This window comes from Aminobacterium sp. UBA4987 (genome assembly GCF_002396985.1).
GTDB lineage: Bacteria > Synergistota > Synergistia > Synergistales > Aminobacteriaceae > Aminobacterium > Aminobacterium colombiense.
Map to the genome: position 1 here is coordinate 73834 of NZ_DGZF01000012.1, position 12615 is coordinate 86448.

The 12615-nt window shown below is 45.9% G+C and carries 13 protein-coding genes; all 13 read left to right on the top strand.

Going from position 1 to position 12615, the window contains the following annotated elements:
* Positions 1–16: 16 nt before the first annotated feature.
* Complete coding sequence (locus B2U56_RS09395) at positions 17–676, top strand: GntR family transcriptional regulator (RefSeq protein WP_013047791.1); 660 nt, start codon at positions 17–19, stop codon at positions 674–676.
* A gap of 179 nt (positions 677–855) precedes the next feature.
* Entirely contained in the window at positions 856–1995 is a 1140-nt protein-coding gene (locus B2U56_RS09400) for a DegT/DnrJ/EryC1/StrS family aminotransferase (RefSeq protein ID WP_286953580.1), read from the top strand.
* Positions 1996–2101: 106 nt separating this feature from the next.
* Positions 2102–2797: a zinc metallopeptidase gene (locus tag B2U56_RS09405; RefSeq protein WP_213700265.1), complete on the top strand. Its 696-nt coding sequence runs from the start codon at positions 2102–2104 to the stop codon at positions 2795–2797.
* A 94-nt stretch (positions 2798–2891) separates the two neighbouring features.
* Positions 2892–3587 (top strand): DUF6391 domain-containing protein, encoded by a 696-nt coding sequence (locus B2U56_RS09410; RefSeq protein ID WP_013047794.1) that lies wholly within the window; start codon positions 2892–2894, stop codon positions 3585–3587.
* Complete coding sequence (locus B2U56_RS09415) at positions 3584–4912, top strand: RsmB/NOP family class I SAM-dependent RNA methyltransferase (RefSeq protein ID WP_286953583.1); 1329 nt, start codon at positions 3584–3586, stop codon at positions 4910–4912. The genes B2U56_RS09410 and B2U56_RS09415 overlap by 4 nt, the downstream gene beginning before the upstream one ends.
* Before the next feature lie 4 nt (positions 4913–4916).
* Positions 4917–6086, top strand: a complete 1170-nt coding sequence (locus B2U56_RS09420) for a PASTA domain-containing protein (protein WP_013047796.1) — start codon at positions 4917–4919, stop codon at positions 6084–6086.
* A complete protein-coding gene (gene rpe / locus B2U56_RS09425) occupies positions 6065–6796 on the top strand; it encodes a ribulose-phosphate 3-epimerase (protein WP_213700021.1) in 732 nt (243 codons plus the stop codon). Before B2U56_RS09420 ends, rpe begins: the two co-directional genes overlap by 22 nt.
* On the top strand, positions 6765–7649 hold the full coding sequence (locus B2U56_RS09430; RefSeq protein WP_286953587.1) for a helix-turn-helix domain-containing protein: 885 nt from the start codon (positions 6765–6767) through the stop codon (positions 7647–7649). Before rpe ends, B2U56_RS09430 begins: the two co-directional genes overlap by 32 nt.
* Complete coding sequence (gene rimO, locus B2U56_RS09435) at positions 7649–8938, top strand: 30S ribosomal protein S12 methylthiotransferase RimO (RefSeq protein ID WP_286953590.1); 1290 nt, start codon at positions 7649–7651, stop codon at positions 8936–8938. The genes B2U56_RS09430 and rimO overlap by 1 nt, the downstream gene beginning before the upstream one ends.
* Complete coding sequence (locus B2U56_RS09440) at positions 8935–9402, top strand: phosphatidylglycerophosphatase A family protein (protein ID WP_286953592.1); 468 nt, start codon at positions 8935–8937, stop codon at positions 9400–9402. The genes rimO and B2U56_RS09440 overlap by 4 nt, the downstream gene beginning before the upstream one ends.
* 6 nt (positions 9403–9408) lie before the next feature.
* Complete coding sequence (locus tag B2U56_RS09445; protein WP_286953593.1) at positions 9409–10638, top strand: nicotinamide-nucleotide amidohydrolase family protein; 1230 nt, start codon at positions 9409–9411, stop codon at positions 10636–10638.
* On the top strand, positions 10623–11195 hold the full coding sequence (thpR, locus tag B2U56_RS09450; protein ID WP_286953596.1) for an RNA 2',3'-cyclic phosphodiesterase: 573 nt from the start codon (positions 10623–10625) through the stop codon (positions 11193–11195). Before B2U56_RS09445 ends, thpR begins: the two co-directional genes overlap by 16 nt.
* A 64-nt stretch (positions 11196–11259) precedes the next feature.
* Positions 11260–12372, top strand: coding sequence for a recombinase RecA (gene recA / locus B2U56_RS09455; protein ID WP_013047803.1), 1113 nt, complete (start codon positions 11260–11262; stop codon positions 12370–12372).
* Positions 12373–12615 lie beyond the last annotated feature (243 nt).

The following is a 12615-nucleotide window of genomic DNA, read 5'->3' on the forward strand; positions in this document are numbered from 1 at the left end:
AAGGAGGAATTTTTGAATGCGAGAAGCTAGGTTATATACGACCTCTGCTGATTATGCCTATCAGGAATTGCGCCACAAAATTATTACAAAACAGCTCAAGCCAGGACAGAGACTTCCGGAGGTGAATATTGCTGTTCAGATGGGGGTCAGCCGTACCCCTGTGCGGGAAGCCTTGCGAAGATTGGCTAGTGAGGGGCTGGTAATTATTATTCCCAATAGTGGGGCGAGATTAGCGGCACCGACAGCCAGAGAGATCGAGGATACTTTTTTGGTACGAGATCAGCTTGAAACCTTGGCTATCAGGCTTGCTGCCGAAAGAATCGGAGATAGACACCTTCGTCGTCTAGAAGAAGCTATGATCGAGGAAGGCCGTGCCATTGAAGAAAAAGACCTCGAAAAATATCTTGAAGTAAACGAAGCATTCCATAAGGCTATTGCAGATGCAAGTGGAAATAGAGTTTTGGCAGAATATGTAGAAAACATACTTGCCCGAACTAATGCCTATATTGTTTTCTATGACCCCTTCTATCAGCTTGAAACAATGCCAAGTATTGATGCCCACAGGGAAATCCTTGTGGCTCTGCGACATCATGATGCAGAAAAGTGTGTTAAGCTTCTGCGGGGACATCTCCAGGAAGCTATTATGGGTTTGCGCAAAGCGAGAGAAGAAGCATAGATTTATAATATAGGTTTATAATAATGATGATATGCGAGGTCAGAAAGCCAGGGCTGGATAACATCCAGCCCTTTTTTTTACCAAAAATAGAGTTGCATTGGGAAGATATATAGCGGAGACAGGCTTTTTTTGTCATAATGCCCATTCAGGAGAATGTATCTATGAGGAGGAAAACAACTATGGAAAGGAAAATACCGACACTTGATCTTAAAAGGAACTATGCCCGTATCAAAGAAGAAATACAGGTGGCACTAAATGAAGTTCTTGAGAGCCAGTATTTTATTCTTGGCCCCTCAGTCAAGAATTTTGAGGATGAAGTTTCAAGTTATCTTGAGGGAGCTCAAGCCATTAGTTGTGCTTCTGGTAGCGATGCATTGTATCTTGCTCTGATGGCTCTCGGCATAAAGGAAGGAGACGAAGTTATCACGACCCCCTACTCCTTTTTTGCCACAGTCAGTTGTATCACCCGTCTTGGCGCCAAACCAGTATTTGTAGACATAGACCCCTGCACATACAACTTTGATCTGGACCAGGTTCGAGAAAAACTTACCCCTAAGACCAGGGCGATCATCGCAGTTCACCTTTTTGGACAGATGGTTCCCCTGGAGGGGATTGTTGAGGATCTTGAAGAGCGGGGAATTGTCATTGTTGAAGATGCTGCGCAGGCCTTCGGTTCCTGGAGAAAGGTCTCGAATGATATAAAGCGGGCTGGTGCCTGGGGGACAATGGGGTGCTATTCTTTCTTCCCCACGAAAAATCTCGGGGGGTATGGCGACGGCGGCATGGTCGTTTCTTCAAATGAAGCTCTTGCGTCCAGGGTGAAAACTTTGAGGGTGCATGGAGCCGGAACCACATATATACATGAAGAAGTTGGACTCAACAGCCGCCTCGATGCTTTGCAGGCAGCAGTCTTGCGGGTGAAACTTCGTCATCTTGATGAATGGAATGAAGAAAGAAGACTGGTCGCAGACAGATATAAAACACTTTTTGCGGAATATGACCTGCTGGACAAAATTCAGCCTCCCTATGAATTGGACGGGAATTACCATATTTACCATCAGTATGTTCCAAGAGTGATGCAGAAAAGGGAAGAGCTTTCTGAATATTTGGCAACGAAGGGTATTACAACCCGTGTCTATTATCCCCTTTGTTTGCACCTGCAACAATGCTTCGCTTTTTTGAACCACAAAGAAGGAGATTTCCCTGTAGCTGAAGCATTAAGCCGTGAAAGTCTCGCCCTTCCCATTTTCCCGGAATTAACAGAGGATGAGCAAGTTTATATAGCTTCAGCAATAAGAGATTTTTTCCGTCAAAAATAGTTTGACCAATATTGCTCTTTCGCTCCTAACCGTGTAAAATACGGATGTAAATTGATGTTTTTTCAAGTAACATAATTCAAAAAGCCGGAACGATGGAGGTGATGGCATGTTTCCCTTGTTTTTTGACCCAACATTCGTACTGCTTATTCCAGCAGTCATTCTGGCCTTTTGGGCGCAAATGAAGGTGAAAACCGCCTATTCTGAATATAGCCGAGTTCTCTCAAGGAAGGGTATCTCCGGCGCTCAGGCGGCGCGGGCCCTTCTTGACCAGTTTGGAATGTATAACGTTCCTATTCAGAGAGTGGCAGGAAACTTAACAGATCATTATGACCCAAGGGACAGAACATTGCATTTATCCGAAGGGGTATTTAACAGTACGAGCATTGCTGCTATAGGAGTGGCAGCCCATGAAGTGGGCCATGCAGTGCAGCATCAGAAAAACTATGCTCCCCTTAAGTTTCGCAATGCAGTTGTTCCCGTGGTGGGAGTAGGTTCTTCTCTGGCTTTCCCTCTGTTCTTTTTGGGATTGCTTTTTCGAGGTCCCCTTTTGATGGATATTGGCATCCTCCTTTTTGTAGGGGTGATCATTTTTCATCTTGTTACTCTTCCAGTGGAATTTGATGCGAGTACCAGGGCGTTGAAACTTCTTGGCGATACGGGCATTCTTGGTTCTGATGAGATAACAGGGGCTAAAGCGGTTCTTAACGCTGCTGCTTTAACTTATGTAGCCGCGGCAGTTATGGCTTTTGCGCAGTTGGCTCGTCTTTTGTTCCTCCGTGGAATGTTTGGACACCGCGATTAGCAGGCTGTCATCCTGAAGCAAGGTGCGATATGATGGTGGGGTGGCGATCATGCTGCCTCACCTTTTATTTTTATGCTAAAAAAGGATGGTATTCATGCCCTTTCTTTTTTTATTACTGATGTTTTTCATAGCACCGTGGCTCGGAATGGTGGCACTGCTGTTTTTTCTTGTCTTTTTTATTGTCCTCCTGCCTTTGGGGTTTGCTGCCAGCTCTTTTATGTGGCTTATCGTCGGGCCGACACAGCTTTTTCGTGTCTTGTTCAATAAGAAAGTCCGCAAAAATCACGCTTTGGAACACGGGACTATCCATATTCTTGAAGAGTCTCTTGGACAATGCAATATTGAAGGGATGTCATATGATAATGGTTTTTCATTGCGTGGCCTCGTAGAACCCGCCGCTGCTCTTTATGCTGCAAGAGTGGCTCTTGAGCGCATGAACAGAGGAGAGTCATCCCTTGCCATTCATCCAAGATGCGGTACTACTGTCGTTGTCATTAACACCCTTTCGTCCCTGCTTTTTATACTCTTGCTTTTGGCGACAGGTTCTTTGAGCCTATTGAACGTTATAATCGCCCTTATTGCAGCTCATGTCCTTGGTCCAGTTATGAGTTCAGTGGTGCAGCGCTATGTTACCACTGATTCCGACGTTCAAGGTCTTGAAATAACTGGCATAGAAGTGCGTGCTGCAAATAGGGGGTTTGGAGGCGTATATGTTTATGGGCCCTCCCAGCTATTTATTCGAACACGTCAAAAATCCAATGTTATTGAACCGGAGGTCCTTTTTTCATGAGGGGAATAGAAGCGGCGCTTTACGTATTAACGGAAGTTTCCAAAGGACGGTTTGCCAGCGAGTCTCTTCGTAAAGTATCAGATCGAATGACAGAGGGAGATAGAATTCTGGCTTCATCTCTCGTGTATGCGGCTCTACGCCGTCAGACGCTTTGGAAAAAGGTTTGCGAAAATTTTCTTAGGTTTCCTTTTGATTCCTTATCATGGTGCACGCGCCACGCGCTGGTAATAGGGGCGGCCGGAATTATAGAGTTGCGACATTTTGCCCCCATGGTTCTTGTCAGCGCATTAGTTGATGAAATAAAAAAACGTGGGTTAGAAAAAGAAGCCCGCATTGTAAATGCAGTACTTCATAGAGTTGAAGAACGGGGCAAGTTTATTGTTGATGAAATGAAGAGAAGTTCTTCCTTCCAGGATAAAGCCCTTTTAGGAGGCATTCCTCTTTTTGTAGCTTATCAATGGAAAGATACCTGGGGACAGGCTGAAACGCTGAAACTCATGAATCTCTTTCGTATTCGCCCTTACGCATCTTTAAGGGTGTTGCCGAAAGACCATATTCCTTCTCTTGTTAAAGGCCTAAAACAGGATCATATATATGGATGGCCATCACCACTGCTTGAATGCTCCGTTAGAACAGCTTCTTTTGCTTTTCCCCCCAATCTTCCAGGATTTAACGAGGGAAAAGTTACGGTGCAAAGCGAATCATCCATGCTTGCCGGGGAAATGGTGACCCGTTTATGGAAAGATGGCCTAATTCTTGACATGTGTGCGGGGCGAGGTATTAAGATGGGACAGATTGCAACCCTTTTGCCTCATGCTAAGATTGAAGCGTGGGAACTTTCCAAAGGAAGATGTGCCGCTGCGAGAAGAGAATTAAAGCGTCTTTCTATCTCTCAGCGGGTTATAATTCGTCAGGGGGACTCTTTGAGTATGTCTCCACAGAGTACTCCGACTCTTGTTTTTCTTGATGCTCCCTGTTCCGGAAGCGGTACCTGGAGCCGACATCCGGAATCTAGATGGGCCCTTACAAAAGAGAAAATGGAGGAACTTGTACAGCTTCAGAAAGGACTTCTGAGAAAAGCGGTAGATCTAGTTGCACCAGGTGGACTCATCCTTTACTCTACATGTAGTTTATTACGTCAGGAAAATGAACAGGTTATTGCAGAAGTGTTAGCTGATAATCATAATCTTATTGAAATGTCTCTTCCTCTTTCAGGACGGCATGTGCGTAAGGGGCGGCCATGGGGTACATATATTTGGCCACTGTTGCCATGGCTTGATGGTTTTTATATGATGGCAATCCTGAAAAGAAATCAGGAGGTTTAAAAAAATGGGTAGAATGTATAAATGGGTGATGTTCCTGATCCTGCTTGTGATAGTCGTTTCCGGCGGGATGGCTGTTTTAACTATTTGGTCAGGCGGCAAAGGGCTGGCAGTTCCTCCTTTGAAAGAAATGTCAGTCGTAGAGGCAGTAGATGAAGCTCAGCGGTTAGGGCTTAAATTAAAGATAGAACAGATCGAATCCACCCTTCCGGGAGGAACCGTTTTATCCCAATGGCCTGAACCAGGTGCAAAAATAAAAAAAGACGCAACGGTAATTTTGAAGGTTAGTAAAGGTGGAAATCGAATAGCCTTGCCGGACGTGAGAGGACTTGAATATTCTCAGGCTCTTAAAAAACTGGAAGAGAGTGGTTTTCAGGCGGGAGATACTTTACGAGTTTCTGATGATACCAGAGCTGCAGGGGTTGTTATTGCCCAGAGCCCATCAGCCCCAGTAATGTTAGAGAGTACGAGAAAGATAGATCTCCTTGTGAGTCAGGGGCAAGTTTCCCAGAACGGCTTGATTCAGGTGCCGGAAGTATTACAGCGAGAAGAACAAATTGCTCGCAAGCTCGTAGAAGAATCAGGCCTTGTTGTTGCAAATGTAGAGTATGTCTATACTCAGAACTCCCCAGAAGGGATGGTCATCTCTATTCGTCCAAAAGTGGGGACCTCCCTTAAACGGGGGCAGGGAGTTGTTCTGCAGGTGGCGTCTTTGAAGAAGCCGCCATCCCAGGAGAAAGCAGAAGTTTCTCAGGCTGGAACAGTTCTGGCTTCAGCTGTTTCTGGCACGGCAGAGAAAGTTTCTGGACAGACGGAGGCAACTTCAAAAAGTCAGTTGCCCTCAGGTGGTACATTGATTCCTGTAAAACCGCCATCCTCGAAACCAAGTACCGCGACGGCTCCTGTGACTAAGCCTTCTACACAGCTGGCAGCGACTCCAAAATCAGCGCCAGTACCGGCAGGAAGTAAAGTGGCAAAGATACGCTACCAGGTTCCTCCTTTGACAAAGCAGATGCCCTTGAAAATAGAGATTGTTGATGGAAGTGGTACGCGAGTTCTTTTAAATCGTGAAGTAAAGGGTGGGGAATACGTTTCCCTTGAAGCTCCTTATATAGAGGAAGGGGTCGTTACTATCTTTCTCGGAGGTGAATTCGTGTGGCAAGATCGTTACCGCTAGAGAAAGAGCCGGGTGCTTTTCTTGTGGCACCTTCTCTTCTTTCTGCGGATATTCTAAATATGGGAAAAAGCATCACATTGTTACAGGGAACTCACGACTGGCTGCATCTTGATATTATGGACGGCCACTTTGTTCCTAATTTATCCTATGGACCAAGTCTCGCGAAAGCTTTAAGGAACAGTTATCCGTCAACTGTCATAGACGCTCATTTAATGGTAGTGCCACCAGAAGACTTTATCGATGCTTTTGCAGCGGCAAAACCGGATTACTTAACGGTTCACGTCGAGGCGACTCCCCATCTTCATAGGGTTTTGTCCAGGATCAGGGATCTTGGCTGCCGGCCAGGGGTAGCCCTTAATCCTGCTACTCCAGTAGAGTGGATATATCCTGTACTTCCCATGGTTGACCTCGTGCTTGTCATGTCTGTTAACCCTGGATTTGGCGGTCAGTCGTTTATCAGCGAAACTTTACAAAAAACGGTGGATCTTTATAGGCATCGTGTCGCCCATAACCTCTCCTTCCTCATACAAATGGATGGTGGTATTGGCCGCGAGACGATTAGAGAGGTTGTAAGCTCAGGATGCGACGTAGTAGTTATGGGGAGTTCTATTTTTGGAACTCCTGACCCTGCTGAAACAATCCGTGAACTGAGAGCATGTGTTAAGGGGGCAGTGGTCGGTGAAAAGGGAACGACGCCAAGTAACTCTTGAAGAGCTCGGTCGGGCAATAAAGGCTAGAAGAGAAGAGAAGGGGTTGTCTCTTCAGAATGTTGCTGATATCACTAAGATACGAATTCATTTCATCGAGTATATAGAAAGCGGACATTTTGAAAAATTTCACGGCATTGTCTATGCGAGGGGCTTTGTGCGCTCCGTACTTAAAGTTATAGAATCTGAAGACCTTTGGGAATACTATAAGCCCCTTTTGTATGACGCTCCCGGGCGAGATGAAAAGGAGAGCAAATTAACAGGTGCCTGCACCCCCCCAACCCGGGGATTCAAACCTGCCTCTCGTTTCTGGGTCATACTGATTCTGCTCTTTACTGTTGTGGGGACAGGGTGGTATGCATGGTTTTCCTGGAAAGAAGGGGGACTCAACATTGAGCAGGTTGCTCAGGGCGGTGGGGGAAACAATGGAACCATTGAAACTTCAGTAGTGTCCGAAGATATAAAACCTGGAGACGTTAAGTCAGAAGATTTGATCGTTGTTTTTGAAGGAGTTGTTTCTCCTGATGCAGAAAAAAAGATCCTTGGCGATGGTGAAATGGCAGAAGAAACAGCAGAAGTCCCAGAACCTGTCCCCCAACTTCCTACTTTAGAAATAGAGGGTACTGGAGCCTGCTGGCTTAAGGTTCGTACCAAGGAAGCAACCATTCATCAGGGGATCCTGGAAAAAGGACAAAAGTACACTCTTGAAGTGAAAGAAGAAGTTACAGTGACCTATGGACGGGCTAGCGACGTGCAAGTGACCTGGAATGGCGAAGAATTAGGTCGCCCTGGAAGTGGAGGGCGAGTTGTTCATATTTTTTATTCTTCAGACGGAAAGACAGGCAGGGTGAACTAGTGAATATTTATATCATTAGTCTTGGATGCGCAAAGAATTCAGTAGATAGCGAAAACCTTATAGGAATGCTTCGGGCCGCTGGTTTTAGAGTTGTTGACTCTATAGATGAAGCCCAGGTGGCCATTGTCAATACGTGTGGATTTATTCAACCGGCAGTGGAAGAGAATGTTGACATAATCCTCGACTTGGAGCGATTAAAAGAGGAGGGCAGACTCCAAAAAATTGGGGTGGTCGGATGTCTTGTCAACCGTTATGGTGAAGAGCTCAAAAAAGAACTTCCCAGTGTTGATATATGGTCTCAGGCAGAAGAATGGGAATCTGTCGTACGGCAGCTTGGAGCCAAACCTTCTAACTGGCAGCGGGGGATGTTGCCGGGGACCCGGCCCTGGAGCCGTTATTTAAAAGTGGGGGAGGGATGCGACAGCTTTTGTTCTTACTGCACAATCCCTTCAATTCGTGGACGGGCTCGAAGCTATCCCATAGAAGTTCTGACCAGTGAAGCGTCTCGTTTAGTAGAAGAAGGAGCCAGGGAAATCTGTCTTGTTGGCCAGGATCTTACTGTGTATGGGCGAGATGTTTATGGTAAGCCTTCACTGATCGCCCTTCTCGACTCTCTTACAGCATCATTGCCTCAGGAAGTGTGGCTTCGCCTCCTTTATCTTCACCCTGCGCGGGTGGATGAAAGGTTTATTGATTATATTTCTTCCAGCAAGAGTGTACTGCCGTATCTTGATATCCCCATTCAACATGTGGATGGAGACCTGCTCCGGCGTATGAACCGGAAAGAAAACGAGGAATCCCTCCGTACTCTTTTTGGATACATCCGCAAAAAGAACCCGCTTTTTGCTTTGCGAACCACCTTTATTGTGGGTTTCCCTGGAGAAACAGAAGAACAGTTTGAAAAGGTACTTGATTTTGCTGAAGATATGGAAATCGATAGAGTTGGAGCTTTTGCCTATTGCGCAGAAGAGGGAACCATTGCTGCTACTTTACCTGGGCAGCTTTCGTCGAAGATAAAAGAAGAGCGATACAATCGCTTAATGGAACTGCAATCGGAAATTTCTTTACGCAGACAAAGTCTTTTTGTGGGAAGGGAATTGACAGTTCTTGTGGAAACCATAGATAACGAAGACAATATTGCTTGGGGACGTTCCTATAGAGATGCTCCAGAAGTGGATGGCCTTGTAGGAATTATGGAAGGAGCCCACTTAAAAGAGGGGGCTTTTGTTAAAGTTAAAATCACAGAAGCCGAAGAGTATGACCTTCTTGGCGTGGAGGTTGTTTCATGAAGCGAAATCTTTCTATAGCGGGAAAAATATCAACTCTGGCGGGACTCGGTTTTTTTACATCCATGCCCGGCACCCTTGGTTCAGGAGTGGCCTTTGCCCTTTATTTACTTTGGGCAGTGCCCTGGTGGGGAATAATAGCTGTTATGCTGCTGGGGATATGGGCAGCGGATCTTTACGGAAAAGAAACTTGTCAAAAAGATCCTAAAGAAGTGGTTATTGACGAAGTAGTGGGGACGTGGATCTCAATGTACGGTCTTCCTGCAGGATTTTGGGTCCCCGCACTTTTTCTCTTTCGAATTATAGATATTATCAAACCTATTCCTGTTTCTACAGTCGAGAAACTCCCTGGAGGATTGGGGATTGTAGCTGATGACGTTGTAGGCGGAATCATGACGAACCTATTGCTTTGGGGAATGTACTGGCTTTATTGCGGAGGAGGACTTCAAATTCTTCTTGGGAGATGATGTGTAGTGAAGCGTGCTGTTCTTCTCGCCATAGGTGACGAATTACTGAGCGGCAGTCGGCGGGATATTAATTGTTCATGGTTGGCCTCCAAGTTTGCAGATGCAGGGTGGGAGGTTCGCAAAATAGAGTTTTTACCGGATGAAAACGCTCCTATCGTTCAGGCCCTGGATCATTGGGCGGGTCAGACAGAAATAGTCGTTCTATCTGGGGGATTGGGGCCAACCCATGATGATAAGACCCGTCAGGCCCTTGCGGATTTTCTCAGTGTCCCTCTCATAATAGACCATAAGGCGTACAACAAAATTGCGGAGCGTTATAACCCAGCGGAACAGGAAGGGATAGAACGCTCAAGAAGCACCCAAGGGGCCATTCCGGAAGGAACGACCGCAGTGCATAATTCGAAAGGGTCTGCCCTCGGAATTTCTTTCCACCATAAACAGACTGTTTTTTTCTCCTTCCCTGGGGTTCCTGATGAATTTCAAAAAATGGCGGAAGAGTGCGTTATTCCTATTCTTCAAAATGAGTTTACGTCGCGACGGTCCTTTTTTGTTACAGGTTGGGCAGAAAGTCTTTTAAAGGATCATCTGGCGTCTGTCTTTAAAAGGAGGGATCTCCATATTTCCATTCTTCCTTCAGTGAACCTCATAGAACTGGCTTTAAGCGGCGAAGAATCCATTGTCAATGAAGTGGCATCGGATATTCTTTCCTTGCTCCCTCATGATTGTCTCCCCTCTGGATGTCGCTCTCTCCCCGAAGCCATTTATTATGAGGCAACGAAGAAAAACCTTTCAGTCTCAGCGGCAGAATCTTGCACTGGGGGAATGATAGGTGCTGCCTTGACTGGCATTTCAGGAGTATCTAAAGTCTTTTATGGAAGTGCCGTATGTTACAGCAATGATGCTAAAAAAGATCTTCTTGCAGTACCATCCTTTATAATAGAAAAATATGGGGCAGTAAGCTCAGAGTGTGCCGTTGTTATGGCGGAAAGGGCACAAAAGATGTTTAAGACAGATATAGCGATTTCTGTTACGGGCATAGCGGGGCCCGATGGGGCAACCGCTGACAAACCTGTAGGGATGGTGTGGTTTGGTCTGGCTTCATCAGAACACTCCTGCTCTTTCAGAAAGTTTTTTTCAGGGGACCGGGATAGAGTAAGAAAAAGGGCCACTGCGGTAGCTCTTGAATATCTATGGAGGTCTTTGAAGGGAGAAGAAATTGTATGCCCCTATTCATAAGGACCTTTGTCTGTGTAGAATTGCCAGAGCAGCATCGCCGAACTCTCGCTGTGACACTCAAGTCCCTAAAAAAGAACTTTTCAGAAATAAAATGGGTGTCTCCTCAGACGCTGCATCTTACCCTTAAATTTTGCGGGGAGCAGTCAGAAGACACCATAGGCTGCTTTTCTTCTTATATAAAAGAAGAATTGCAGCTCCGGCGACTCGATCCCTTTCTCATCACCCTGGGGAGTGCGGGCGCATTTCCGTCTCTTAAAAGACCAAGGACTCTCTGGATTGGTGTAACAGAAGGAGGAGACCCCCTCCTATCTCTTGTGGAATTAGTGGAAAAAGCAGGACTTCGCGCTGGTGTTGAAAAAGAGAAGCGGATTTTTCATCCCCACCTTACTTTAGCCAGGATTCGTCCAGGAACCTTTGTTTCGCCCCAACTTGAAGAAGAGCTAGGTAGACAGAATTTCAATTCATTATCTTGGAAAGTGAGCTCTATTGTTCTCATGAAAAGCGAATTACGCCCCGAAGGGGCGCAGCACACTCCTCTGGAAACATATTCTCTGTAATGATATGGTATAGACTACGTTTGGTGAGGTCTTATGGAATGAAATCATGGGAGGTTTTGATTCTATGGCAAAAAAGAAAAATCCACAGACCCGAGAAGACATACTTGAACTAGCAATAGATGATATTCGCAGTAAGTTTGGAGAAGGATCCATAATGCGGCTAGGAGATCCTTTCAAAGTGCAGGTGGAGGTTATATCCACTGGAATATTGCCCCTTGACGTAGCTTTAGGGATAGGCGGATTGCCGAAGGGGCGAATCGTCGAGATCTTTGGCCCCGAGGGATCGGGTAAAACCACAGTGGCGCTCCATGGCATCGCAGAGGCTCAGAAAGCAGGGGGCATAGCGGCTTTCATTGATGCGGAACATGCCCTTGACCCCAGGCTTGCGGCTTCATTGGGGGTAGATGTTCAGTCTTTATATGTAGCTCAGCCAGATAGTGGCGAGCAGGCTCTTTATGTTCTTGACACGCTTGTCCGGAGCGGTGCGGTAGATCTGGTAGTGGTGGACTCAGTGGCAGCCCTGACGCCTCAGGCTGAGATAGATGGCAAGATAGGCGACAGTCAGCTTGGATTGCAAGCCCGCCTGATGTCCTATGCTCTTCGTCGTCTTACCTCTGCTATTTCTCGCAGCAATTGTGTCGTTGTTTTTATAAATCAGCTTCGCGCAAAAATCAGCACTGGATATAGCAGCGGCCCCCAGGAAACAACAACCGGGGGAAGAGCCCTGAAATTTTATAGTTCTGTACGTGTTGAGGTGAAAAGGGGAAAGAGTATAAACAAAGGTGAAGACGCCATAGGCCATGAGTTATGGATGAAAGTTGTCAAAAACAAGCAGGCGCCTCCCTTCAGAACGGCTCATGCAAGTCTAATTTACGGTAAAGGTGTTCCTAAGGGAATGTCCTTGCTTGATATGGCCATTGATCTGGAAGTAATGAAAAAAAAGGGATCGTGGCTTGCATATAAGGGGGAGACCATCGGCCAGGGCAAGGATAACGTCGCCCAATATCTAGAAGATCATCCTGAGCTTATGGAGGAACTTACGACAGAGATCATGTCGAAGGTTGCGGAGGGCTTAGGTTTTGTTCTGGGCGAGGATGAAGATGACGACGGTGGAAATATAGAAAAAGAAGAGGATCTGCCTATCGAAGAAGGCATACTAGAACTGGACGAAGAATAAAATTATTTATACACAAACATTACATCTTCCTTAAAACTCTTTGCTTTTAATTCAAAAAACCCTTTTATATAAAGGATACTCTGGTAAATCTTCGTAAAATTTAAGTAAATGTAAGGATATGAATTCACAGGGAATACTTTTTAGGAAAAAGTGTTCCCTGTGTTAGTGTTGACAGTAGGGAGAAACTCAAGTATTATCGTCAGGCACTCTGGAAAAGAGGGCAACAGAGCACCTTGTAAAGTG